Genomic DNA, 24,660 nt, shown 5'->3' with positions numbered 1-24,660 from the left:
GAAGCCGAGAATGCCCGGCTCAAACGCATGCTGGCCGAATCCATGCTCGAGAATGAAATCACCCGCGAAGCACTGCAAAAAAAGTGGTGACCGCATGCCCGAGTGATGATCGACGCGTGGCGGCGGGAGTACAACGAGGAAAGGCCGAAGAAGGCATTGGGCGGGCTAACCCCGCTCGCTTATGCGCGGCAGTTGGCCGCAGTGCAACCAGCCATATCGGGAGTAGGACTCTAAACCTAAATGCTACTCAAGGTGGGGGGACGTCGGGCCGTCGATTTAGCTGGGTCGACCGTGAATAGCAGCGCCCCAAGTTTCTTGTTGCTTTGCAGGGTGCCTTGCGCCACCGAGGCATTGGTATAGATGCGGGTCTTCTCGCTCGTGAGCAGAATGCTTGGCTTGGTCGAGACAGCCGGGTCAACCCGATCCGGAGTATAGGCGGCGACCGCTTGCTGATACTGATTGCCGGTTCCGGCATTCAAGCGGCCATCCGTTGCGCGGGCATAGATGAATGGTGTGGCCGTCGGTCGTGTTCTTCCGTTGCCATCAAACGCTTACATCCACGTCGTCAGCTGATGTTGAAAACCCAGCAGCCTGTTGTCCTGCATGTTGGGCATTCAGCACGCACGCCTCTCGAAACATCTTTTTATTCCATTTTTGCCTATTGATTCATTTTGGCATGACTCCTGCTTATATGGTTTGAACGGCATGCGACCGGCCGATCCTCGCCTCGTCATGAGGTTGGATCGACCAGAGCCGCACCGATAAAAAACCAGGGAGCTCATCACCATGCAATCCAGCAAGCAATGGCTGGGTGCGGGCCTTTTGGCCCTCGCCGGCGCCGCACACGCGGCACAGCCCAGCAATGAAGAACTGCAGCAGCAGATCCAGGCGCTGCAAAAAGCCGTCGATGCCTTGAAGCAACAACTGCAGGAACGCTCGCCCACGCTCAGCTCGGCCTCGACCGAAACCATCGCCATCCCGCCGGCCGAGATCGCCACCAAGTCGGATGTCGAGGGGCTGCGCACCGACCTGGAAAACTACAAGTACGACCAGCAACGCAACCGCGAAACCAAGACGGCGCTGGCTACGCGTGGCACGACCATCGGCGGCACGATCCAGACGCGTGCCACAGCGCAAAGCCCGTCCGTCACCACCGGCTCCTCGACGCCGGCCAACGGCCGCAGCAGCAGCTTCGATATCCCGTTGGCCTCGATCTTTTTCTCCGGCAGCCTGTATCGCGACTACGCCGAAGGCCGCAACCTCGATTACCGCATACAGCTGGGCTACGCGCCGCAAAGCCCGGCCGCCAACAACAGCAACTTCAACCTGCAGGATGCCTACCTGCGTTACAGCCCCTTGCCGACCAAGACTGGTCTGGAAGACCCGAAGCTGACCATCACCTTTGGCCAGCAATTGCTGCCATTCGGGCTGGAAGTGCAAACCGGTGAAGACCTGCGCCCGACGATCAAGAGCGCGCAATTCCTGACCACCACCGGATTGGTCAACCGCCAGATCGGGGCGATTGTGCAAGGTGATCTGGAGCCGTATGTGGATTACGGCTTCAATTACCGCGCACCACTGTTCCAATACGCTTTTGGCGTGGTGAACGGCAGCGGGCCGAATAAATCGGACGACAACAATGCAAAAGACTGGATCGCCCGCGTGGCCTTCACCTTGCCGGTCGATTATTACAGCCTGTTCCGCGAATTGAAGATTGGCGGCACCTATTACAAAGGCGCCAAGAATGTGCTGAATGGCACCACGATTGTCGATAGCGGCGGCAAGGGTGATCGCTACGGCATCGATCTGTATTACAACCATTCGCCATTCGGCGCGACGTATGAATATGTACAAGGTCGCGACGATACCTATAACGCCGTCACCAAGAAAATCGACACCATTACCAGCCGCAGCCATACCGCCACCTTGTTCTATACCTGGGGCGAACAATGGCTGGCCAGTTCCAAATCGCAGGCCAAGTTCGATGATTGGTGGCCCAAGTCGTATCAATTGTTTACCCGTTGGGATCAATGGGACCCGAACAAGGATGCGGCGAATGACAAGATCACGATTTCCACGCTCGGCTTCAATGTGTTCTTTGCTGAGACGACCAAGTTCCAGCTCAATTTGAATCATTACGCCTATGAAAACCCGACCATCAAATCAGCCAATGAATTGCTGGCGCAATTCCAGTTCGGGTTCTGATGGGTCATGAAAGGCATGAAAACATTGTAGGAGCGAGCTTGCTCGCGATTGCACCTTAATTCACCGCAGTCATCGCGAGCAAGCTCGCTCCTACAGAATCGATTACGAGAATTTGCAATCAATAGGTAGATTTCCAATGGAAACACTGAATCTCAAGTCCGTGATGTTGGGTGTGTTAGCACTCGCCGTAACAGCATTCGCTCCGCTGGCCGCGCAAGCCGAAGACAAGCCCACCCTCATTCGCTTTGCCTATCCGGGTGCCGGCACGGGTGGCCGGCCGCAAGCCGATAGCAGCTTCATTGCCACGGCGCACCTGCAAGGCGCGCTGGAGCAGGAATTCAAGAACGATGGCATCAAGGTGCAGTGGACCTTCTTCCCCGGTGCCGGCCCGTCGGTGAATGAATCCTTTGCCAATGGTTTGGTCGATTTCGCATTCCACGGCGATTTGCCCTTGATTGTCGGTCGCTCCACGGGCCTCAAGCACAAGATCATTTTTGGCGCTTCCCGTTTCGGCAATCTGTATTTTGTGGTGCCGGCCGATTCCACGGCCAAAACCCTCGCTGATCTCAAGGGAAAACGCATTGCCACCTTCAAGGGCACGGCCGGCCAATTGCAGCTGGGGCGTGTATTCGAAAAATACGGCTTTACCGAGAAAGACTTCAAAGTCGTCAATCTGGATACCGATACCACGAAGGCATCACTTGCCACCAAGGATATCGATGGCGCCATTATCAGCCCATTCGATTTGCAATCGCGTGGCGTAGCGAAAATCCTGTTCGAGATTCCGCGTGATCCAAAAGTGACCAGCGTCGGTTCGGTCTGGGTCTCTGAAGAGTTCGAGAAGAAATATCCATCATCCGTGCAAAAGGTGGTGAATGCCTTTGTACGAGCTGCAGCATGGACCAGTGACGAGAAGAATCGCGATACCAATTTCAAATTGTGGGCGCAATCCGGAAACATCTCCTACATCGATTTCCAGAAAACCTGGAATGGCTACACGATGAAAGAGCGCAATACCCCGCTATTGGATGATTACTATCGCTTCACCTTGCAAAAAGCCGTTGATGAATCCAGGCGCTTCAAGCTGATTCGCCGTGACGTGAGTCTGGATGGCTGGATCGAGCCGAAATACTTGCAAACCGCATTGAAAGAACAACATCTCGAAAACTATTGGGATGAATACGATGCCAACGGCAATATCAAGAAGAAATAAAGAATGACTGCCGCTTCAAGCATTGAAAAAGCCCCGCCGCCGTTGCCAACGTCGTTACCAGCGCCAGGCCTGCGCTTGAGCACCCTGCGCATCACGGCGTTGGCTGGCGATTTCGTCAAACGGTTCGGTCTGGCCGCCACCGGGCTGATCCTGCCCTTGCTGCTGCTTGCACTGTGGCAGCACGCCGCCAGCCAGCACTGGATTGCCGAGCAACTGCTGCCGCCACCGGCCTTGGTCTGGCAGTCGCTGGTCGAGCTGTGGGGGAGCGGCGATTTGCGCAGCCATATCGCGGTAAGCCTGTCGCGCATCGGTTGGAGCTTTTTGATCGGTGGTTCGGTCGGGCTGGCGCTGGGGTTTGCGATGGGTTTGTCGCGGCAACTGAAGGCGTATCTGTTCCCGACGTTCGAAGTGGTAGCGCAGTTTCCGGTGGTGGGCTGGATTCCGCTGTTGATCATCTTTTTCGGTATTGGCGAGGCACTGAAGATTTCCGCCATCTCGATCGCCATCGTCGTGCCGATCGTCATCAACACCTACAAGGGCATCGCCAACATTCCGAATGCGTTGCTGGATGTGGCGCGCGTTTATCGCTTCGACCTGCCGCAGGTGATCGCCCGCGTGGTGGTGCCGGCCGCCTTGCCCAGCCTGTTCAACGGCTTGCGCCAAGGCGTGATGCAGGCGTGGCTGTCGCTGGTGTTCGTCGAGCTGCTCGCCGCCAGCGAGGGCATTGGCTACCTGATGGTCTGGGGCCGGCAGCTATTGCAGCTCGATCTGGTGGTGGTGGGGATGATCGCCGTTGGCGCGATCGGGGTGCTGTTGGATGTGTCGCTGCGGTTGGTTGAGGCGCGGTTGCAGCGATGGCGGAAGGTGGCGTTTTGAGCGCGAGTTGCGTTGCAGGTTTTCCTCCCCCTTCCTTGAAGGGGGATCGAGGGGGATTTCGGCCACGTTTCAAATCGCCCAGCCGCATCTGGAATTCCCCGTGACGCAGAAATCCCCCTAGCCCCCCTTCAAAAAGGGGGGAACGCAGTGTGGAACGCAATGAGGGAGTCCCATATGAGCTTCATCCAAAAACACATCACCCATCGCGATTGGCGCGGCTTCGTATTGCCGGTCGGTTTTCTGGTCATCTGGACTGCCGTCACCGCTGCCGGCTGGGTCAACACCAAGCTGATCGTGCCGCCATCAGACGTGATTGCTGCGGCGTACAAGTATTTCACCAGCGGCACATTCTTCAGCGGGCTGGGGGCCAGCCTGGGGCGCGACCTGGCCGGCTTCGTGCTCGGCAGTCTGGTCGGGGTCGCCTTTGGATCGCTGGTCGGTTTGTCGCGCTGGGCCAACCGGCTGGCCGGGCCGACCTTCCACACGCTCAAGCACATCTCCTTGTTTGCCTGGCTGCCGCTGATTTCCACGTGGCTGGGGCAGGGCGATGGCGCCAAGATTTTCTTCGTGGCGCTGTCGGCGTTTTATCCGGTGGCGCTCGGCACCATCGAAGGCGTGCAGGGCGTGGCGCGGGCGCAGGTGGAAGTGGCGCGGGTGTATGCCTTCAACGCCCGCCAGTTGCTGTTCAAGCTGGTGCTGCCGGCCGCCTCGCCGCAGATCATCGCCGGCCTGCATCTGGCGCTGATCTATGCGTGGCTGGCGACCATCGGTTCGGAATACCTGCTGGCTAAATCCGGCCCCGGTCTGGGGGATGCGGTGATTCAGGGCAAGACGGCGTTCAACGTCGGCCTGGTGGTGTTCGGCATGTTGCTGGTCGGGCTGATCGGCTATGCGCTGAACCGGATCGCCTTGCGGGCGGAGGCACGCGTGCTGCGCTGGCGTGGGCGTGCGAGCTAGGCCTGCGCTGTCCTGGTTCTATAGAAGCGAAAAATTGGTATTTGGAATATAAAAAATCATTGATATATCTTTTTGTTTAAATGGCAAATGAGAACACGGGCATGAAAAACACCCTCTTCAAGCAAATCGGCACGCTCGTCCTCGCAGGTCTGGCGCTGACTGCCATGCCGACACAGGCCGAAGCCCAGCCCAAAGTGATCCGCATCGGCGTGGCTGCGCCCACGGTTGGCAACCCGCCGTTGTTCACGCTGGGCAGTTTTGGCATTGCCTATACCAAGGGCTGGTTCGAGGAGGAGTTCAAGAAAGACGGCGTGAAGCTGGAGTGGACGTACTTCAAGGGCGCGGGCCCGGCGGTGAATGAAGCGCTGACCAACCATCAGCTCGACTTTGCGCTGCAAGGCGATCTGCCCTCGGTGATCGGGCGCTCGTCCGGCCTCAAGACCCGGCTCATCGCCGCTGCGACGGTGCGCACGAATATCTATCTGGCTACACCACCGGATTCGAGCATCAAGAGCATCAAGGATTTGAAGGGCAAGCGCGTTGCCATCTTTCTGGGCACCAATATGCAACTGGTGGTCGATCGCATCCTCGCCGCCAACGGCTTGAGCGAACGCGATCTGCGGGTGGTGAATCTGGATACCGGCAGCCTGGATGCCGCCATCGCCACCAAGAGCGTGGATGCCGCGTTCAGCTTCATCGATCTCTTGAGCTTGCGCGACAAGGGGCTGGCGAAGATCGTTTACACCAACCGGGGTAGCGATCCGACTTTCACGCGCCAGAATGCGTTGCTGGTGACGGATGAATTCGCCAGCCAATACCCCGCGGCCACTACGCGTGTCGTCAAGGCGCTGGCACGCGGCGCGCATTGGGTATCGCAAGAGGCCAACCAGCCGGAGACCTTCCTGCTGTGGAGCAAGATGGGCTTTGCCGAATCGCTGTTGCGTGAAGACCTGTCCGCCGAGCCATTGAAAGCGGTGCAAAGCCCGCTGCTGGATGCGTTTTTTGTCAGCCGTTACAAGGATGTCGCCGCCGCGTCGTACCAGCTGAAGCTGGCGCGCAACAAGGTCGAGGTCGATAGCTGGGTGGATCGCCGCTACCTCACTGAGGCGCTCAAGCAACTGCAGCTAGACGGGTTCTGGTCGCCGGTCGATGCCGCGGGTAAGCCGGTGACGACCGTGGCTTCGGGCAAATAAGGCGGCATTGATCATGTCTGCTCAAGCCACTGTCGATTTACCGCTGTCGGCACGCCAGCCGGCGAGCCTGGGCTTGCACCGGGTGATCCGTTTGGCCAACTGGTGGCCGGCGCTGCGGCGCCTCCTGCTGGCGTGGCCGTTTCCGATGGCGATCTTCGTGCTGTGGTCGCTGGCCTCACATTACCAGTGGGTTGCGCCGCAAGTGCTGCCCACCCCGGAAACCGTGCTGACCACCTTTGGCGATCTGTTGCGGAACGGCGATCTGCGCAGCAATGGTGTGATCAGTTTCTATCGCGTGATCGCCGGTTTCGGCATTGGCGCGGGCATCGGGCTGGCGCTGGGCGTCGGCATGGGCTTGTCGCCCACCTTCAAGGATTACGTCTACCCGCTCTTCAAGGCCTTCGCGCAGGTGCCGTCGTTGGGTTGGCTGCCGCTGTTGATGATGCTGGTTGGCATCGACGAGGCGCTGAAGATCATCCTCGTCGCCAAGGCCGCGCTGGTGCCCGTGGCGCTCAATACCTTCAAAGGCATCGAGACCGTGCCGACGCGCTATATCGATGTCGCCAAGGTGTATGGCTTCAGCAAGTGGCAGTTGCTGGCCAAGGTGGTGTTCCCGTCCGCGTTCCCGATGATCTGGAACGGCGTGCGCTATGGCCTCACGCATTCGTGGCTGGCGCTGGTGGCGGTTGAGCTGCTGGCCTCGTCCGAGGGATTGGGCTTTTTGATCGTGTATGGCCGCCAGCTGTATCAGATGGATGTGGTGATGGCGGCGGTGGTGGTGGTCGGCGCAGTGGGATATGTGCTGGACAAGGTGCTGGCGTTAATCGAGGCCAGATTGCTGCGCTGGCGGCGTGAGGCGTTTTGAGGGGGTGAAGGAATGAATGATCAAATGCATCTGGCGCTTCAAGCTGGCGCGGTTGGTGTTTACCTCCCCCTTTCATGCCTGAACGAATTGATAAATTCGCACGGCAAAGGGGGATTGAGTGGGATTTCGACGCCATTACTTACGTCGCTGCACTTTGAGGGGGCGCAGAAATCCCCCCCAGCCCCCCTTCGGGGAAGGGGGGAGCAAGGTCGGTTGGCATTTGGGGAAGGTACTGATGACCTGCCGCGGACTGCCTTGGCCGCAAGGGACTCGCAATGACCGCTTCCACCATCAATACAAATCTCGCATCGGTGAACGAGTCCAATCGGAAATCCCCCCTGCGCTACCTCCACCCAGCCACCATCCCCAAACCCCTGCGTGGCTGGGTAATTCCCGCGCTACTGCTAATCCTCTGGTGGGCCACCTACCGCTTTGGCTGGACGCAATCGCAACTGTTCGTGCCGATCAGCAAGGTGTGGGAAACCGCCGTGAGGCTCTCCAGTACCGGCGAACTGTGGCAATCGCTGGCGGCCAGTCTGGCGCGGGATCTGGTGGGCTTTGTGATTGGCTCACTGATTGGATTGCTGGTTGGCGGGGCGCTCGGGTTGTCGCGGCTGCTGGAAGACCTGATCGGGCCGACGTTCCACACGCTCAAGCAAATCTCGCTGTTCGCGTGGATTCCGCTGATCTCGCTGTGGTTCGGCCTGGGGGATGCGGCCAAGGTGGCGTTTCTGGCGCTGGCGGCGTTCTTTCCGGTGGTGCTCAACAGCTTCGAAGGCATCCGCAGCGTGCCGCGCGAGTACATCGAGGTGGCGCGCGTGTTTGCTTATTCGCGCACGCAACTGCTGACGCGCGTGGTGCTGCCGGCGGCGTTGCCGTCGATTTTCACCGGTGTGTATCTGGCGCTGATCTACGCGTGGCTCGCCACTTTGGGCGCGGAATACCTGCTCACGTCCGGCCTGGGCATCGGCAACTTGCTCACCGATGGGCGCGAACATTTCTGGATGGACTACGTGATCCTCGGCGTGATCGTGGTCGGCATCGTCGGCTTCCTGCTCAACTGGATCGCCAGCCGGGTCGAGGCGCGTTTGCTGCGCTGGCGTGGCCGGTCTGTGGCGCAGTTTTGAGATTTGGTTAAAGGCAAGGCACAGAAATTATTGTAGGAGCGAGCTTGCTCGCGATGGCTCAGACCAGCGCCGGGCTGAGAACGAAGCAATCGCGAGCAAGCTCGCTCCTACAGGTGTTTCTCAGTGTTCTCTGTGTCTACAGATTTTGCCTTTGTCCTTAATTACACATTTTTTGATTGGAGAACCCCATGGCACACGCGGGCACGCTGGAGATCAACAATCTCAGCAAGCAATACCAGGTAAAGGGCGAGGCTCTGCCGGTGTTGGAGAACATTTCGCTATCGATCAAGCCGGGTGAATTCGTCAGCATCGTCGGTAGTTCCGGTTGCGGCAAATCGACGCTGCTGCGGCTGGTGATCGGCCTGGAGCATGACTACAAGGGCGAGATCCTGCTCGATGGCAAGAAGATCGTCGGCACCAGCCTGGATCGCGGCATCGTGTTCCAGGAGCACCGCCTGTTCCCGTGGCTGACGGTGGAACAGAACGTGGGCATTGGCCTGTTGAACGCGGGCTTGTCCACGGCGCAAAAGAACAAGTCGGTGCAGGAGCATATCGAGCTGGTCGGGCTGAAGGGCTTCGAGACTGCCTACCCATATCAGCTCTCCGGTGGCATGAGCCAGCGGGTGGCGATTGCCCGGGCGCTGGTCAACCGGCCGGAAGTCTTGCTGCTGGATGAGCCGTTCGGCGCACTCGATGCGCTCACCCGCACCCACCTGCAGCAAGAGCTGCAACGCATCTGGGAGGCGGAAGGCATTACCGCGATTCTCGTCACCCACGACGTGGAAGAGGCCGTTTACCTCAGCGACCGCGTGGTGGTGATGCAGCCGCGGCCGGGGCGCATCAAGCGCATCGTCGATGTGCCGCTGGCTCGCCCGCGTGATCGCGGCAGTTTTGCGTTCTCGCAGATCAAGGACGACGTGCTGTCCGAGTTCTCCGATACGCCGCGTGGCGATATTGCGCTGGTGCAGCCGCAGGAAACGCTGGGGGCGAATTGGCAGTTTGCCTGGTAGGGGCGACCACGGTTTGCTAGAAGAAGGTCGCTATGTATTTCAGAACGCTCATTCCCCCCTTTTTTGAAGGGGGGGCGAGGGGGGATTTCTGCGTCGTCGGGATTTCAGATGCAACGATTTAAAGCCGTGCCGAAATCCCCCCTAACTCCCCTTCACGGAAGGGGGGAATTGTTGCAGTGAGCAGGGTGAAAGTGATTGACCAAGCAACCGCATCTCAAAACACTGGGCGATCCGGCCTTGCAGCAGTGGTTGTTGGCACAAAGCGTGAAAACGCCTGCGACAGCATGAGCTGCTTCGCGCAACGCAACACGGCGGCTTTGGTCGCCGTTTTTCTTTGGATGGCTGCAACACGCGGCCAGGCAGGGCTTGCCAAGATGCCATGGGGATATCTAGCCGCGCAGTATTGATACCAGTTGAATCAATCGATCTGTCAGCTTGCAAGCTGTTGCTGTGCCAGTGGATACCGGGCCGTATGCAAAGCTGTCTTGCGTTCGGCATGGGTTTTTGTGTGGGTTTTTTGTAAGGGATGTTTTGTTAAAAAGCCGCAGCCTGCGTGGTGAGTGATGTCGGAGTTACAAAATAATGAAAATATTTATGTAGTTTTTTTACGAAAATTACATCGGTGCTGCTCGCTGACATACAACAGCATTAGATAATGTTGCGTTGCAATATTGAATGTTGATCAATGTTTATCAGGATTTTGCTTGTTTTTCGTTATTATTACTGCGTTGCAACATTGGAACTTTAGTTCTGGTTTGTAGTTTTTCGTTTTGGTTGCAATGGCTACATTTTTTGCAGACGAACGGTAGCTTCATTTGTCTTGACGCAATAATTGAGTACGCGCAGTAATGACCCTCATCGCAAACACAAACGTGATTGTGATTGGTCCGGTAGCCGGAAAAAACAGTAAAAACTTTCCACATTCTGACGTTTGTGTGGAGCCGGTAGATACCAATTTGATGCGCGTGAATAACGCCAATTAAGTCGAAGATAAGGATGGAGATCCGCTTTATGCTGCGTTCGAATCGTTTTGTACTTGCTGCAATTCCGGCTGCGTTGATCGCAGTCCACGCATATGCCGCTTATCCGGCATGGCAAGCTGATGTGTACTACACCGCCGGCACCATCGTGTCCTATCAGGGCCACGACTATAAGGCGCTGGTCAACCAGACCGACTACACCAGCACCGGCTGGAACCCGACCAACACCAGCTTGTGGACCGATCTGGGCGTGAGCGCTGGCGGTGCTACGCCGACTCCGACCCCGGCTCCGACTGCCACGCCGGTGCCGACTCCGGTTGCCACACCAAAACCGACCGCTACCCCGGCCCCGACCACTGCACCGACTGCCACTCCTGTTCCGACGGCCACGCCGACCGCAACACCGGCTCCGTCGTCCTGCTATGCCGCTTGGGATTCGACCAAAGCTAACTACAACCAAGGCGACAAGGTCACCCTGAATGGCGTCAATTACGTCGCCAACTGGTGGACCAGCTCCAACCCGTCCACCAACAGCGGCCCGGCTGGCTCTGGCAAGGATTGGACTGTTCTGGGTAACTGTGCTGGCGGCACCCCGACTGCGACTCCGGCTCCGACCGCGACCCCGGTTCCGACTGCCACGCCAGCGCCGACCGCTACGCCGAAGCCGACAGCAACACCGGTTCCGACCGCTACACCGGTTCCGACCGCTACGCCGATCCCGACCGCGACCCCGGTTCCGACTGCTACCCCGACACCGTCGCCGACTTCCGGCAAGCAAGTGGGTTCCTACTTCGCGCAGTGGGGTATCTATAGCCGCGGCTACCTGGTCAAGAACATCGACACACAAGCTCAGGCCGGCAGCCTCACCTACATCAACTACGCCTTCAACAACATCTACAAGCAAGCCGACGGCACCTACAAGTGCCAGGGCCAGGTGACTGCGACTGAAACCGGCGCGACCGATACTGGTTCCGGCGGCGTGTGGCAGGCATCCGATGGCCTGGGCGGCGATGCATTCGCCGATATCCAGAAGGGCTTCGACGCGGCCTCCTCGGTGGATGGCGTGGCCGATACCTGGAATGCACCGGTCAAGGGCAACTTCGGCCAGCTGATCAAGCTGAAGAAGAAGTACCCGAAACTGAAGGTCATCATGGCGCTGGGCGGCTGGACATGGTCCAAGTGGTTCTCCGCTGCGGCCTCGACCGATGCGCTGCGCAAGACCCTGGTGTCTTCGTGCGTGGATATGTACCTGAACGGCAACTACCCGGTTGACTCCAGTTCTTCCACTGGCGGCACCGGCGTACTGAAGGGTCTGTTCGACGGTATCACCATCGACTGGGAATACCCGGGCGTGCAAGGTGTGGGTTACAACACCATCGATACCACCAACGACAAACACAACTTCACCTTGCTGATGCAAGAGTTCCGCACCCAACTGGATGCGGCAGCCAAGGCGAATGGTGTGAGCCACTACATCCTGTCCGCAGCAGTGGGCTCGGGTAGCGACAAGTTTGTCCAGACCGAACCGGCTCAGTATGCCCAGTACATGGATTGGATCGACCTGATGAGCTACGACTTCCACGGCGGCTGGGAAACCGGCACCACGGTAGGCGCGGGCAAGGTCACGGACTTCCAGTCCAACCTGTACAAGGACCCGGCTAGCCCGAACGTGTCGGCAGGTGGTGTGATGGCAAGCTACAACATCGACGACGCAATCACTGGTCTGACTGCTGCTGGCTTCCCGGCATCCAAGATCAACCTGGGCGTACCGTTCTACGGTCGTGGCTGGACTGGTGTGGCAGCAGGTAGCAACCACGGCCTGTACATGCCGGCACCTGGACCGACCACGGGCAACACCACCACGCAGAACGGCATTGAAGAGTATTACGTCCTGGCAGGTAAGAATGCCCCGGCCTTCTTCAGTAGCGTGACGCAACAAAGCTGGACCTACGACGGCAGCAACTGGTGGAGCTTCGACACCCCGGCTGTGATCCAGGCCAAGGTGAGCTACCTGAAGAACAAGGGCCTGAACGGGATCTTCAGCTGGTCGCTCGATGGCGATGACACCAGCGGTACGCTGACCAAGGCAATGGGCACAGTTAACCAGTAATCCTGGTTCAACAGAAACCCAAACAAAAAAACCATCAAGCAATAAAAGATGAGCCCTCCTGGAAACAGGAGGGCTTTTTTATTGGGGTGTGATTGGGGAGTGCCAATGCTATGGCCGACCTTGGATAGGGAGCTGGCACGCAGGTCGGTTTTGGCAATCCGGCGGGCGGGATACCGCGTTGCAGTCAATTGCCATGATTTGATACCAGTCAGTGCGAAATATTCGTCAGTTTTCTCGATAAATATGAACTTCGTCTGGCCGTGGATCAGAGAAACCTTTTACGTACAACGATGGCCTGAATGCGGGATTTTTGTAAGTTTTTCTAGGCAGATCAATCGCTTGCAGTCTTTGTTGTTGGGGTGAAACAAGGTGATTGGTGAAACTACTTATGTAGTTTTCTGCTGGAAATTACATCAAATTTCGCTGAATTTAATACAACAGCATTAGATGATATTGCAATGCGGCGAATTGATTTTCGCGCTGAATCGCGCGTTTTTATTGGGATTGACAATGTTTTGCTGCGCTGCAGGATTGGTCAATTCGTTCGTGTTCGTAGTTTTTCTCTCGCTCGTTTGGGTGTTTTTCAAATGGCAGACGAACGGTAGATGAATTCATATTGACGTAACATTGTGCTGGGCGCAGTAATGATCCCCATCGTGAATGTCTGCACGTTCACGAATGAATTGGCTGCCGGAAAAACAATAAATACTTTCCTGAAATTGACGATTTTTCAGGGGCCGGCAGATACCAATCGTTGAGCGTGTGATAGCGCCACTCATTTCAGACAAGATGGAGATCAGCTTTATGTTGCGTTCAACCCGTTTTGCGCTCGCCGCAATTCCAGCCGTGCTGCTGGCGGTGCATGCTTATGCCGCCACCTATCCGGCATGGGCGGCCGATACGTATTACGCTGCCGGCACGATCGTTTCCTACCAAGGCTACGATTACAAAGCCCTGGTCAGCCAGACCGACTACAGCAGCTCCGGCTGGAACCCGACCACCGCCAGCCTGTGGACGAAACTGGGTGCGGATACCGGCAGCACGCCGACCGCCACGCCAACCCCGGCCCCCACGCCAGCCCCGACGCCGGTAGCAACGCCAACACCGACCCCCGTCGCTACGCCGAAGCCGACTGCTACTCCAACCCCGTCGCCGTCTTCCTCGGGCTGTTATGCAGCCTGGAGTTCCACCGGGACTTATACGCAAGGCAATACGGTCAGCTACAACGGCGTGAACTACACCGCCAACTTCTGGACGCAAACCAACCCGTCGACCAATAACGGTGCTGCCGGCAGCGGCCAGCCCTGGACATCGAACGGCACCTGTGGCGGTACTGCCGCTACGCCAACGCCGACCCCGGTTCCGACCGCAACACCGGCCCCGGTGGCAACACCGACGCCGGCACCGACCGCGACACCTGTCCCGACCGCAACGCCAGTTCCGACTCCGACCCCAAGCGGCGTACCGCTGAGCTTCATCTACAGCCCGTACAAAGACGTGACCGTCAGCACCAACTGGAACAACGACGGTATGCAAAGCACCGTTGCAACCGGCAAGGCGCAAACGATCACCGCCGATATGCCCGCCAAGGCCACGACGCTGACCTGGGCCTTCGTCACGGGTGAGTGCGGCTCCACTGCGGCGTCGCCAGTTGGTGAAAACCTCGGCGGCATGACGCCATCGACTTTTGCGACCACCAACGTGCCGATGTTCACCAGCGCCGGCAAGAAATACATCGTCTCTACCGGTGGCGCTGCGGGTGCGTTCACTTGCGCGACCGATGCCGGCTTCACCACCTTCATCAATAACTACTACTCGGCCAACCTGGTCGGCGTGGACTTTGATATCGAGGCAGGCCAGACCCAGGCGCAGATCAACGATCTGGTACAGCGCGTGATCACGGCCCAGAAGACGTGGCCGAACCTGCGCTACAGCTTCACCCTGGCCACACTGGCACAAAGCCCGAGCGGTTCTGCGGTTGCGGTTGACCAAGGCGCCAGCTCGCCGAACCCGCTGGGCAGCATGGGCATCATGGTCATGAACGCCATCAAGTCGTACGGGCTGAAGAACTACACCGTCAACCTGATGGCCATGGACTACGGCAACCCGGCCGGCAACGGCGTCTGCGTGGTGAGCGGTAGCCAGTGCCAGATGGGCCAGTCCGCCATCCAGGCCGCCATGAATCTGCATAACTACTACAGCCTGCCGTACAGCCAGATCGAGATCACGCCGATGATCCTGGCCAACGACACCTCCGGCGAAAACTTCTCGCTGACCGATGCGGATACCGTATCGGCCTGGGTGAAGGCCAACGGGGTAGCAGGCGTGCACTTCTGGTCGTATGACCGTGACCAGACCGGTGCCACCTTCACGAACCGCTTCGTGACGGGTCTTGGCCTCTGATCTCAGTGCGCTTCACTAGAAACCGGCCCTTCGGGGCCGGTTTTTTTATGCCTCGCTTTTACGCCAACGGTTTTGACGCAACACTGGATTGACGGGTAACCGGCACAATCGCCGTGTGTCATTCGTCAACCCGTTTGCCAACCACAGACAAGGCCCGAAATGGCGATCTCCGATTACGTTAAAAACCTCCGCATTCACGTTGGCAACGATTTACTGCTATTGCCCGGCGTTGCCGCTGTGATCCACAACGCGGCGGGTGAAGTGTTGATCCAGCGCCGCACGATGGGCGACTGGAGCTTGCCCGGCGGCGGCATCGACCCCAACGAAACCCCCGCCCAGGCGATGGTTCGCGAAGTATGGGAAGAAACCGGCCTGCACGTGCGGCCAACCCGCGTGCTCGGCGTCTTCGGCGGCCCGAACTTCCGCCGCGTTCACCCAAGTGGCGACGTCGTCGAATACCTGGTGGTGCTGTTTGCCTGCGACGTGATCGGTGGGGAATTGGGTGGGCAGGATGACGAAACGGAATCGCTGCACTGGATGGCGCTGGATGTATTGCCGGAGCAGGTGACACGGGATTTGTCGCGGGAGGTGTTTGAGGTTGGGTATGCAGGGGTGGGGTTTAATTAACGGACTTGGTTTTATATGCCGGGTATTGGCTGGGAAATAGTTGCTTCCAATACCCGGATTCAGAAAGTGTTTACATCTTCTTCAGTGTGGCTACGGAAATCTGTGTGTAGTCTTTGCCATCAATGGTGTAGACGACTTGCTGGGAGTATTGCAATTGCGTGGTATTGCTTGTGCCTTCCTTGTATTTTTCTATCCAGAATGATGTATCAATATTCTTGATTGAAGCGGGATTTTCTTTTTCGGCTTTCAAAGTCGATATCTGACCAGTGTTGCCCGTTGTCTTGAAGTCATGGTCTGGGTTTTGTTCGTGCGAGCTGTCACTTGCAAACTGAATTGAGGTTGAATGGTAATCCTCTGAATTGGTATGAATTTCTTCTGTTTTTTTGGCAAGCCATTGGTTCGGGTTGTTGAGGTCTTCTTCTGTAATGCCTGCTGGCAACGTTCCGAAAATGGCCTTGAAATCACCAGGTGTCAATGGCAAATCGATAAGCTTTTTCCTTACGGGCGGGATATCAATTTTGTTGATGCTCTCCACAGGAACCGGAATCCATGTATTCAATGCATAGCCATTTGGATTTAGTGCAAGTTGAACCAGGTAAGGTTTGACTTTGTCATTAATGTTTGTGTCGGGAATAGGGGTGGGGGAGATGATGTTTAATAATTGCCCTGTTTCATAGTGCAATAAATCATGTGTGCCCGCATTGTCATGGATTGTATGGGTGTAATCCAATCCTTTGAATTCAATGTCCGTGTCGCTACTGCCGAAGGCGTTTCCCCTGTTTGGAATGGTTTCGGCAATTTCCTTGATGAGAAATATGTCACTCGTTATGCTTACCTTCGCATGAGTGGGAAGATAAGAAACGCATAGCCCGGCTCCATGCCATTCGCCGGCAAGATCAGTGAGTGCGCCCAGTGTTGAGCTTGCTTCATTGGCCATGATGTTGATTCCTGTATAGATTGATCCATTGGTTGAGCCGCACGAAAATTACCGAGTTCCAGGCCCGCTATGCCTCAGCGTGGCGACCGTAAGATGTGGCCACGTAAAACCACTGAAAGTAAGCGGGCTGGATTGAGCGTATTGCAGATAGAGATGATCCGTATTTGAGGTCGTGTCGTGTACAGTTTCCAGCCAGAATGTGGCGCTGAAGAATGGTGGCGTCATGTCAGCAGCTGCGGCATTTTTTCTTAAGAATGGAATATTGGATATCTTGGCCGAGTTGAAATCTACTCTGGTGAATTTGGTGATTGTTTTTCCTTCCTCTTTTAATTTTTCTTGGTGGTATTTTAGGAGGAGGTTGGGGTTTTTGATGATGGATAGTAATGTGTTTCTCTCTTGATTCTCCCAGTCATCCTTTATTTTTTTCGGGAATGAATCCGATGTGGGAAACGTATTTTCCTTGTCAAGTGGTAAATAGACGTGCTCTTTTTCTTTCTCCAGCAAAGCCGGATCGTTAGTGGGGAACGCCACGCCACCCGGTAACCATGCATTGACAGCCGCATCGCTTAATACAGCCATTACTTCTTCTATACTGCCGAGTGCTGGCGTAGCAAAAGAATTTGCGTCTGGAATTGATAGTTCTTCTCCAGAAAAGTGACTGATCTTACCGCGTACTAACAAGGTATTCCCATGTGGAATCAATCCTTGCCGGTAGGCTATGTCGTCGCTTTCGGAAGGGGCGTATAGCCATAGCCCTGGTTCATGATGCAAGGATTTTTTTAGTATGGGGTCTTCAATGTTCTGTACGTATTTCAGGCCAAAGAGCTGGATGTTGACGCTGTTGCCGTTGTTCCCTAAATAGGTAGTAGCGCTTTGAGTTGTTTTGTCGGGAAGTTCGAATTCGAGGATTTCTTCTGTGGCGTTGAGCTTAAGCCTAAACGGTGGCGGGATCTGGTTGCCAGCTCCTCTTGCCTGGAGTAACTCATTTCTGGTTTGGACCAGGTTTCCATCAGCTTTGGAAATGGGCAATAATATTTGGCTAAATCCTTCCCCCATCCATACCCCGCGTAGGGCTGCTAATGGGCCGAGACTTTCAGCGATGTTTGGCATTTTTCTTCCTTTGTATGTATTGGGTAAGGTCAAATTTAATGGAAAAATGGAATGAATTTTTATCCATGATCTAAGAAATTTCTGATTGTGGTGAGTAATGATTACTTCATATGTTGTTTATTCATATTTCCTGCAATCTAAATCTAGGTTTTAGGGGTGTGTAATCAAATGGGTGCCGACTAGTGGGTGTTTTAGCGCTTCTAAAGTGCATCCAATTTCATTGGGCTGACTATGTGTGTTTTTATTTCTGGATGGGAGGTGGGGAACTGTCAGAAATAGATTAAATAGATTGCGGTAGGGGCGTGTATATGCCGAAATTGAAGTGACTCATTGCGTTGGGGTGCTAGAGGGGAGAAGCGTGCGCGTATCGCCTTATTTGGCACGGGCAATTTCAGGCGTTAGCCCTGTCAGCTCGTAGAGAGGGCAGTCTCTGACTGATGAGGAGGGATAAAGAAGGTGTGTGCGGGCACGAGAATTCGGCCCGCCGGAATTACAACTGATCCTGACCCGCCAGCACTACCACATACCCATCCGGATCGCGCAGCCAGAGTTCATGGTGGCCGGCATTCGGATTGAACAGCGGCCCTTGCAGCACTTCGGCATCCAGCGCCTGGGCGCGCTTGAGGGCGGCGGTGAAGTTGTCGAAGTGAAACCACAGCAGCACGCCATTGCCGTAGGGGCGGATGCTGGGTTTGCCCAGGTGCGGGTGATCGTGCGCATCCCAGTGGTGCAGTTGCAGCACCAGCTTGCCGTGCTCATCCAGCAGTTGCTCGTATTCCGCCCCGCCGTGGCCGCTGATTGCCCCGAGCAGTTTTTGATACCAGCGGCTACTGGTTTCCACGTTGGTCACGGCGATCAAGGGTTGGACTTGCATGCGGTTTCCTTGGTGGCTGGAGGGCGATGTGGATGCGCGTTCATGATCGAGCCGTCCGGGCTGCGGAGGCGTCGGCGCTCAATCCACCCCGACAAACCCGCCGGTCTGGTGCTGCCACAGCCGCGCATACAAGCCATGGCGCCCGATCAGTTCGGCATGCGTACCGGTTTCCACGATATGGCCCTGGTCCATCACCACCAGCCGATCCATGCGGGCGATGGTGGAGAGGCGGTGGGCAATGGCGATGACGGTTTTGCCTTGCATCAGCGTTTCCAGATTGTCCTGAATGGCGGCTTCGACTTCTGAATCGAGCGCGGAAGTGGCTTCGTCCAGAATCAGGATCGGCGCGTCTTTCAGCAGCACACGGGCAATGGCGATGCGCTGGCGTTGACCACCTGAGAGCTTCACGCCCCGTTCACCCACGAAGGCATCAAAGCCCTGGCGACCTTGACCATCGACCAGTTGCGGCACGAACTGGTCGGCGCGGGCGCGACGCACGGCGGCCAGCAGTTCGGCTTCCGTGGCGTCGGGCCGGCCATAGAGCAGGTTGTCGCGGATCGAGCGGTGCAAGAGCGAGGTGTCTTGCGTGACCACGCCGATCTGGCTGCGCAGGCTGTCTTGCTGGACGTCGGCGATGTCCTGCCCATCAATCAGGATGCGGCCGCTTTCCAGGTCATAGAGGCGCAGCAGCACGTTGACCAAGGTGGATTTGCCCGCGCCGGACGGGCCGACCAGACCGATCTTTTCGCCCGGTTTCACCGCCAGATCGAGCCCGGCAATCACGCCACCCGGCTTGCCGTAATGAAAGTGGATGTTCTGGAAGCGCACGCTGCCTTGGCTAACTTGCAGCGGCGGCGCATCCGGGCGGTCGAGTACGTCGCGGGGCTGGGCGATGGTCTCCATGCCGTCTTCCACCGTGCCGACGTTCTCGAAAATGCCGTTGACCACCCACATGATCCAGCCGGACATATTGTTGATGCGGATCACTAAGCCGGTTGCCAATGTAATCGCGCCAAGCGTGATCAGCGAGCCGTGCCACAACCACAGCGACAGCGCGCTGGTGGCCACGATCAACACGCCATTGAGCGAGGTGACGGTGATGTTCATCGTGGTCACGATGCGACCGGCCAGGCGGGATTTCTCGGTCAGCTCCTGCATCGCATCGCGGGCGTAGCCTTCTTCATGCTGCGTGTGGGCAAACAGCTTGAGCGTGCTGATATTGGTGTAGCCATCGACCACCCGCCCCATGAGTTTGGAGCGCGCTTCGGACGCCGCCACCGAGCGCTGCTTCACCCGCGGCACGAAGTAACACAAGGCCGAGATATAGCAGACGATCCAGAGCGTGAGCGGCACCGCCAGCCGCCAGTCCGCCTTGGCGAACAGCAGCAGCGCGCTGCCGGCGTAAATGATGATGAACCACAGCGCATCCACCGTCTGGATCGCCGAATCGCGCAGCGAATTGCCGGTCTGCATGATGCGGTTGGCGATGCGGCCGGCGAAGTCGTTGGTGAAGAAACCGAGGCTCTGCTTGAGTACGTAGCGATGGTTCTGCCAGCGGATCAGCGTGGTCAGGCTCGGGGTGATGCACTGCTGCACCAGTAAATCATGCGCAGCCGTGAGGAGTGGGCGCAAAACCAGTGCCACCAAGGCCATGCCGATCAGCTCGGTGCCGTGACGGGCAAAGAATGCCTCCCGCGACGTGTTCTGCGTCAGATCGACGATCCGCCCCAGAAAGCCGAACAGCGATACCTCCACCAAGGCCACCGCCAGCCCGACGACCAACAGCACCGCGAAGGTCGGCCAGACTTGCCGCAGATAGTGTGCGTAAAACCGCAGCACATTGCCCGGCGGCTTGGCATCCGGTGCGGGCCTGAAAGGATCGATCAACTGCTCGAAGCGGCTGAACAGCCGGCGAAGGGGGAGATTGGACATGCGATGCGGTGCTCGGGAAGTCGGCGGGGGATATCTGCAACGATACCTGTTTCGTGAGGTGTCTTGGATCGGAGGCGTTGAGAAAGACATGTAGCCGGAGGGCTTTGTCGGCCGGGGGCGCTTGTGATCAGATCCGGCCGGGGTGGTTCCATTCAATGGCGCAACCCGGCCGGAGCCTCACCAGTTATGCGGCCCCGGCCGGCAAAACCGTCCGGGCTACAGGTCAGGGCCGCGAGGTTTTTGTAGGAGCGAGCTTGCTCGCGATGACGACGGTGACTTATTCAACACCGCTATCGCGAGCACCCCAAGAGTATTTCCACGCTGAGCGATGGCAAGCCATCGCACGCTTGCGGGGCACAAGCTTGCTCCTACAGGAGGAATGATTCTTGGTCGTTGGGCATTAGGACTTCGCTAACAACTTGCCCTGTGCATCAAACCGGGGCCAGTAGTTCTCCAGCTTCAGCTCCTTGAGCGCGGCGTCGAGATAGCGGCGGTCGATCCAGGCATCTACGTCGAACGGCTTGCGGATCAGTTTGAACTTGTAGGCATCGGCGACCGATTGCTTGTCGATGGCGATGATGAAGGGGTCGATCTGTGGTGAGAGCCGTTCGGCAAACGGAATGCCTTCGTATTCCTTGCGGTAATCCACCTCACGAATGCCGCCCGCGTCGCCCCACATCTTGAACACCGCATCGCGGTTCTGCGGCTCGGACGACCAATGCGCCGCCCTGACCATCGCCTTGACCACCCGTGTCGTTGCCTCCGGATAGGCCTGCGCGAATTTCTGGTTCACCAGCAGGTGGGCCTGATAAGTGGCGATTGGGAAATCCTTGGTGTTGTAGATCACCCGCACCTTGCCTTCCTCCTGCAAACGCAGCAGGTCGAAGCTGTTGATGAAGGCATCCACATCGCCGGAGAGCAGCGCAGCCTTGGCGGTGGCCGGGTCCATATTGATGATGCGCACGTCTTTTTCGGCGAGACCGAAAGTGGCGAAAATCCGGTTGGCTGCCAGTTGCGAGGCGGTGCCTTTGTTCAAAGCCAGCCGCTTGCCGCGCAGATCAGCCACGGTCTTGATGCCGGAATCGGGCCGAACGGCGATATAGGCATTACCACGCCGACCCGCGACCAGCACGATGCGCGTATCCAGCCCGACCGAGCGGCCGATGATCGACGGCAAGTCGCCCAGCGTGGTGAAGTCGAGCTGGTTGTTCGACAGCGCCTCATTCACCGCCGGCCCTTGAGCCTTGAAGAAAATCCACTCGACCTTGACGCCTTCCTTGGCAAATTCGTCTTCGACGTAGCGATGCTCCTGGGCAACGGCCGACCAGCCACCGGGCGTGCGCGGCGGGTTGCCGACGCCAGCGGTGGAGACGCCGATGCGGATGATGGGGGGCGTGGGGGTGGCTTGGGTTTGCGGGGCTGCAGCAAGTGCAACAAAGAGCATCAACGCTTGAATCACCGCTGTGGTTCCCCCCTTCCTTGAAGGGGGGCTAGGGGGGATTTCGACACCGATACTCTTTGCCGTTACCCGATGAAATAACCGCTGCAGCCCTATGATTTTCTTGTTCAACGGCGTCTGCATTGAGACTGGAGCCGTCGTAGAAATCCCCCCTAACCCCCCTTCGCGGAAGGGGGGAACCAGTACTTTGATACGCTTGAGCAACGCCGCAACCACACGCTTCACCAAAAACAAATTCATCATCAAGCCGCCTGCTGCCGAGCAGCCAGCACAAACCGGTTCTCCGGCCGGGCCAGCCCCAGGTTCTCGCGCAGCGTGCTGCCTTCATATTCCGTACGGAACAAGCCACGCTTTTGCAGTTCCGGAATCACCAGATCGACAAAATCATCCAGCCCGCCCGGCAGCCACGGCGGCATCACGTTGAAGCCATCCGCCGCGCCGTTTTCGAACCAGCTTTGCAACTGATCGGCGATCTGCTCGGCCGTGCCGACGAGGGTCCAGTGGCCGCGTGCGCCGGCCACCCACAGATACAACTCGCGGATGGTGAAGTTGCGCTTTCTGGCGATATCCAGCATTAGTGCTTGCCGGCTCTTCATGCCGTTGGTTTCGGGCAGATCGGGCACCGGGCCGTCGAGCGGGTATTGCGATAGATCGACCCCGCCAGACAGGCCCGACAGCAAGGCCAGACCGACTTCCGGCAGGATCAGGTCTTGCAGTGACTGATACTTGGCCTGCGCTTCGGCCTCGGTGCGGCCGACCACCGGGAACACGCCCGGCATGATTTTGAGTTCGTCGTCACGACGGCCGTATTTGGCAAGCCGGCCTTTCACATCGCGGTAAAACGCTTGTGCTTCTTCCAGCGTCTGCTGGGCGGTGAAGATGACTTCGGCGGTTTCCGCAGCCAACTCCTTGCCCGCTTCGGATGAGCCGGCCTGCACGATCACCGGGTAGCCCTGCGGCGGGCGCGGCACGTTGAGCGGGCCCTTGATCGAGAAGAAACGGCCACGGTGATTCAGCTCGTGCTCTTTGTCTGGATCGAAGAACTGGCCGGTGACCTTGTCGCGGGTAAAGGCATCGTCTTCCCAGCTATCCCACAGGCCCTTTACCGCGTCGACGAATTCGCGACCGCGCTCGTAACGCAGCGAGTGATCCGGGTGCGATTCGAGGCCGAAGTTGGCGGCCGTGTTCGGGTTGCCGGTGGTGACGACGTTCCAGCCGGCGCGGCCGTTGGAGAGGTGATCGAGCGAGGCGAACTTGCGCGCCAGGATGTACGGGTCTTCATATGTGGTCGATGCGGTGGCGACAAAGCCGACATGCTTGGTGACGACCGATAGCGCGGAAAACAGTGTGAGCGGTTCGAAACTGCCACCCCAGGCATGCTTGCCGCTCTGCCCGGTGCCAAAGCCGGCCGCCAAGCCATCCGCCAGGAACAAGGTATCGAACAACCCACGCTCGGCCGTCTGCGCCACCTTGATGTAGTGCTGCAGATTGATGCTGCCGTCCGCTTGCGCATCCGGGTGTCTCCACGCGGCGACATGGTGACCGGCGCCGGGGATGAAGGCGCCGAGTTTGAGTTGTTTTTTGGCTGTGCTGGTCATGTGTGCTCCGACGGGGTCGAACCACGGCGCTGGTGCCGTGGTGTTGGAATGGCTTCGGGGCACTACACAGCAAGACGCATGCCACGCCGGGAAGTGGCTGGAAACGGTGGGGGAAAGGGCGGTGCTGTTGAAAAGCCAGCAATGAAAAGGCCGGCCTTGTTGTCTTTGCAACAAGGCCGGCCTGAGCTGCTGACCGGGAGAAACGAACGAAAGGGGGCGCTAGGCAGGGCCGAGTTGTTTGAGTTGCTGCACGAACGTATCGAGCGATGCTTCCGAGCCGAACTGGCTCGGCTGCATCCCATCCGGAATCCCGATCAGGAAAAACTGCGTCGCCATCGCGGTATTGCCGAACAGGATGCCGCCGGTATAGGCCGGGATATACGGCCCGAGGATCAGGTTGATCGATACGCTGAATCGCCCAGCCGCGCCATTGAGCAAACTCATGCCTCCCGCCGGCACCTGGATCGTCTTGCCGCTGACGTCCATTTCATAGGCGGTGCCATCGAGCGTGATATTGAATTTACCCGTGAGTGTCTCGCCTTGTGGCGCGAGCTCGCTCAGCGTGGCGGCGTAAACCTGTTTGAATTCGTGATCGAAGATCTTGAGGGCAATCGAATTATGTTGGGTGTTGCTTTGGGCTTGGGCGGGTTGGCTCACGAAATACGCTCCTGACGAGGTAGGGCAATGCGTTGCGGGATTGCTCAATAGCTGGCAGGCGCACCTGGCTGGCCTGCTTCCGCAGGCTTATCGTCAACGAGCGTGATGCGCTGATGGTTGCTATCGATCTCGACGACCAGTTGCAAGATAGACCATTGGCCCACGGATTTTTGCGCCACCACAAACACCCGGCCATCGCCACGCGGCCCGGTGACGGGGATTTCCAGCTCCGCTCTGCCGGAAGGGCCGCTTTCATTGATGCTCCCCGACACGAAATAGCCTTCCTTGATCGGCTCGCCCAATGCCTGCACCACGGCCGGAGTGGCTCTGGCCTTTGCCAGCGCCTGAACGTAGGCATCGGAGGATTTCATCATGCCGAACACCGCGAACATGATCGCCGCGATGAACCCTGCAAACAGGACTACGCAGGCAACGCATAGCAATGGCAAAAACCATTTCCAATTCCGGTCCCACCAGTTCTGCGCCATATGCTGCTCCGATGAATGTCTGGCATTCAGGATAGTGCA

Annotated in this window: 20 protein-coding genes and 1 pseudogene; 12 read left to right on the top strand and 9 right to left on the bottom strand. The window is 57.6% G+C overall.

The annotated features are described in order from the left end of the window. Window positions 1–93 precede the first annotated feature (93 nt). A pseudogene (locus tag BR41_RS23655) lies at window positions 94–234 on the top strand (integrase core domain-containing protein); the annotation flags it as partial. Between the two features lie 2 nt (window positions 235–236). Here BR41_RS23655 and BR41_RS13735 read toward each other — a convergent pair. Further along, window positions 237–479 (bottom strand): hypothetical protein, encoded by a 243-nt coding sequence (locus tag BR41_RS13735; RefSeq protein WP_035057616.1) that lies wholly within the window; start codon window positions 477–479, stop codon window positions 237–239. Between the two features lie 307 nt (window positions 480–786). Between BR41_RS13735 and BR41_RS13730 the strand changes: the two genes are divergently transcribed. From BR41_RS13730 to BR41_RS13675, 11 genes are all read left to right on the top strand, one after another. Beyond that, window positions 787–2,205 carry a porin family protein gene (locus tag BR41_RS13730; RefSeq protein WP_035057613.1) on the top strand — a complete coding sequence of 473 codons (1,419 nt, stop codon included), beginning with the start codon at window positions 787–789 and terminating at the stop codon, window positions 2,203–2,205. Window positions 2,206–2,341: 136 nt separating this feature from the next. Beyond that, window positions 2,342–3,418 (top strand): ABC transporter substrate-binding protein, encoded by a 1,077-nt coding sequence (locus BR41_RS13725; RefSeq protein WP_035057610.1) that lies wholly within the window; start codon window positions 2,342–2,344, stop codon window positions 3,416–3,418. A gap of 3 nt (window positions 3,419–3,421) precedes the next feature. Beyond that, window positions 3,422–4,294 (top strand): ABC transporter permease, encoded by an 873-nt coding sequence (locus BR41_RS13720; RefSeq protein WP_084187167.1) that lies wholly within the window; start codon window positions 3,422–3,424, stop codon window positions 4,292–4,294. Window positions 4,295–4,468: 174 nt separating this feature from the next. Beyond that, on the top strand, window positions 4,469–5,251 hold the full coding sequence (locus tag BR41_RS13715; protein WP_035057607.1) for an ABC transporter permease: 783 nt from the start codon (window positions 4,469–4,471) through the stop codon (window positions 5,249–5,251). Window positions 5,252–5,352: 101 nt separating this feature from the next. Then, the gene (locus BR41_RS13710; protein WP_035057604.1) at window positions 5,353–6,444 is read left to right on the top strand and encodes an ABC transporter substrate-binding protein; all 1,092 of its coding nucleotides are present in this window, start codon (window positions 5,353–5,355) and stop codon (window positions 6,442–6,444) included. Between the two features lie 13 nt (window positions 6,445–6,457). After that, entirely contained in the window at window positions 6,458–7,309 is an 852-nt protein-coding gene (locus BR41_RS13705) for an ABC transporter permease (RefSeq protein ID WP_035057602.1), read from the top strand. Between the two features lie 275 nt (window positions 7,310–7,584). Continuing rightward, complete coding sequence (locus BR41_RS13695) at window positions 7,585–8,436, top strand: ABC transporter permease (RefSeq protein ID WP_084187165.1); 852 nt, start codon at window positions 7,585–7,587, stop codon at window positions 8,434–8,436. A gap of 188 nt (window positions 8,437–8,624) precedes the next feature. Next, a complete protein-coding gene (locus BR41_RS13690) occupies window positions 8,625–9,446 on the top strand; it encodes an ABC transporter ATP-binding protein (RefSeq protein WP_035057598.1) in 822 nt (273 codons plus the stop codon). 1,011 nt (window positions 9,447–10,457) lie between these two features. Continuing rightward, window positions 10,458–12,536 carry a glycosyl hydrolase family 18 protein gene (locus tag BR41_RS13685; RefSeq protein WP_035057596.1) on the top strand — a complete coding sequence of 693 codons (2,079 nt, stop codon included), beginning with the start codon at window positions 10,458–10,460 and terminating at the stop codon, window positions 12,534–12,536. Between the two features lie 804 nt (window positions 12,537–13,340). Continuing rightward, entirely contained in the window at window positions 13,341–14,939 is a 1,599-nt protein-coding gene (locus tag BR41_RS24920; RefSeq protein ID WP_156970697.1) for a carbohydrate-binding protein, read from the top strand. Between the two features lie 159 nt (window positions 14,940–15,098). Then, window positions 15,099–15,566 carry an NUDIX domain-containing protein gene (locus BR41_RS13675; protein ID WP_051710935.1) on the top strand — a complete coding sequence of 156 codons (468 nt, stop codon included), beginning with the start codon at window positions 15,099–15,101 and terminating at the stop codon, window positions 15,564–15,566. Window positions 15,567–15,636: 70 nt separating this feature from the next. Here BR41_RS13675 and BR41_RS13670 read toward each other — a convergent pair whose 3' ends face one another. The 8 genes from BR41_RS13670 to BR41_RS13635 all read right to left on the bottom strand — a co-directional run bounded on the left by BR41_RS13670 (window position 15,637) and on the right by BR41_RS13635 (window position 24,621). Next, on the bottom strand, window positions 15,637–16,503 hold the full coding sequence (locus tag BR41_RS13670; RefSeq protein WP_035057593.1) for a hypothetical protein: 867 nt from the start codon (window positions 16,501–16,503) through the stop codon (window positions 15,637–15,639). 48 nt (window positions 16,504–16,551) lie between these two features. After that, on the bottom strand, window positions 16,552–17,613 hold the full coding sequence (locus BR41_RS13665; RefSeq protein WP_035057590.1) for a hypothetical protein: 1,062 nt from the start codon (window positions 17,611–17,613) through the stop codon (window positions 16,552–16,554). Between the two features lie 490 nt (window positions 17,614–18,103). Further along, the gene (locus BR41_RS13660) at window positions 18,104–18,487 is read right to left on the bottom strand and encodes a VOC family protein (RefSeq protein ID WP_035057587.1); all 384 of its coding nucleotides are present in this window, start codon (window positions 18,485–18,487) and stop codon (window positions 18,104–18,106) included. Between the two features lie 78 nt (window positions 18,488–18,565). Further along, window positions 18,566–20,419: an ABC transporter ATP-binding protein gene (locus BR41_RS13655; protein WP_035057584.1), complete on the bottom strand. Its 1,854-nt coding sequence runs from the start codon at window positions 20,417–20,419 to the stop codon at window positions 18,566–18,568. Window positions 20,420–20,819: 400 nt separating this feature from the next. Beyond that, on the bottom strand, window positions 20,820–21,863 hold the full coding sequence (locus BR41_RS13650) for an aliphatic sulfonate ABC transporter substrate-binding protein (RefSeq protein ID WP_051710933.1): 1,044 nt from the start codon (window positions 21,861–21,863) through the stop codon (window positions 20,820–20,822). 257 nt (window positions 21,864–22,120) lie between these two features. Further along, entirely contained in the window at window positions 22,121–23,476 is a 1,356-nt protein-coding gene (locus tag BR41_RS13645) for an LLM class flavin-dependent oxidoreductase (protein ID WP_035057579.1), read from the bottom strand. Between the two features lie 219 nt (window positions 23,477–23,695). Further along, window positions 23,696–24,133, bottom strand: a complete 438-nt coding sequence (locus BR41_RS13640) for a hypothetical protein (RefSeq protein ID WP_035057576.1) — start codon at window positions 24,131–24,133, stop codon at window positions 23,696–23,698. 44 nt (window positions 24,134–24,177) lie between these two features. Beyond that, complete coding sequence (locus tag BR41_RS13635; protein ID WP_051710931.1) at window positions 24,178–24,621, bottom strand: cytochrome c oxidase assembly factor Coa1 family protein; 444 nt, start codon at window positions 24,619–24,621, stop codon at window positions 24,178–24,180. Between the last annotated feature and the right edge of the window lie 39 nt (window positions 24,622–24,660).

The organism is Andreprevotia chitinilytica DSM 18519 (assembly GCF_000711875.1).
Classification (GTDB): Bacteria; Pseudomonadota; Gammaproteobacteria; order Burkholderiales; family Chitinibacteraceae; genus Andreprevotia; species Andreprevotia chitinilytica.
Note: the sequence above shows the minus strand (reverse complement) of the source record. Positions and strands in the feature narration are given on the sequence as shown.

Bases quoted from the DNA above. Each gene is read 5' to 3' on its own strand.
- BR41_RS13730 (WP_035057613.1), top strand. From the start codon at position 787: ATGCAATCCAGCAAGCAATGGCTGGGTGCGGGCCTTTTGGCCCTCGCC.
- BR41_RS13725 (WP_035057610.1), top strand. From the start codon at position 2,342: ATGGAAACACTGAATCTCAAGTCCGTGATGTTGGGTGTGTTAGCACTC.
- BR41_RS13720 (WP_084187167.1), top strand. From the start codon at position 3,422: ATGACTGCCGCTTCAAGCATTGAAAAAGCCCCGCCGCCGTTGCCAACG.
- BR41_RS13715 (WP_035057607.1), top strand. From the start codon at position 4,469: ATGAGCTTCATCCAAAAACACATCACCCATCGCGATTGGCGCGGCTTC.
- BR41_RS13710 (WP_035057604.1), top strand. From the start codon at position 5,353: ATGAAAAACACCCTCTTCAAGCAAATCGGCACGCTCGTCCTCGCAGGT.
- BR41_RS13705 (WP_035057602.1), top strand. From the start codon at position 6,458: ATGTCTGCTCAAGCCACTGTCGATTTACCGCTGTCGGCACGCCAGCCG.
- BR41_RS13695 (WP_084187165.1), top strand. From the start codon at position 7,585: ATGACCGCTTCCACCATCAATACAAATCTCGCATCGGTGAACGAGTCC.
- BR41_RS13690 (WP_035057598.1), top strand. From the start codon at position 8,625: ATGGCACACGCGGGCACGCTGGAGATCAACAATCTCAGCAAGCAATAC.
- BR41_RS13685 (WP_035057596.1), top strand. From the start codon at position 10,458: ATGCTGCGTTCGAATCGTTTTGTACTTGCTGCAATTCCGGCTGCGTTG.
- BR41_RS24920 (WP_156970697.1), top strand. From the start codon at position 13,341: ATGTTGCGTTCAACCCGTTTTGCGCTCGCCGCAATTCCAGCCGTGCTG.
- BR41_RS13675 (WP_051710935.1), top strand. From the start codon at position 15,099: ATGGCGATCTCCGATTACGTTAAAAACCTCCGCATTCACGTTGGCAAC.
- BR41_RS13670 (WP_035057593.1), bottom strand. From the start codon at position 16,503: ATGGCCAATGAAGCAAGCTCAACACTGGGCGCACTCACTGATCTTGCC.
- BR41_RS13665 (WP_035057590.1), bottom strand. From the start codon at position 17,613: ATGCCAAACATCGCTGAAAGTCTCGGCCCATTAGCAGCCCTACGCGGG.
- BR41_RS13660 (WP_035057587.1), bottom strand. From the start codon at position 18,487: ATGCAAGTCCAACCCTTGATCGCCGTGACCAACGTGGAAACCAGTAGC.
- BR41_RS13655 (WP_035057584.1), bottom strand. From the start codon at position 20,419: ATGTCCAATCTCCCCCTTCGCCGGCTGTTCAGCCGCTTCGAGCAGTTG.
- BR41_RS13650 (WP_051710933.1), bottom strand. From the start codon at position 21,863: ATGCTCTTTGTTGCACTTGCTGCAGCCCCGCAAACCCAAGCCACCCCC.
- BR41_RS13645 (WP_035057579.1), bottom strand. From the start codon at position 23,476: ATGACCAGCACAGCCAAAAAACAACTCAAACTCGGCGCCTTCATCCCC.
- BR41_RS13635 (WP_051710931.1), bottom strand. From the start codon at position 24,621: ATGGCGCAGAACTGGTGGGACCGGAATTGGAAATGGTTTTTGCCATTG.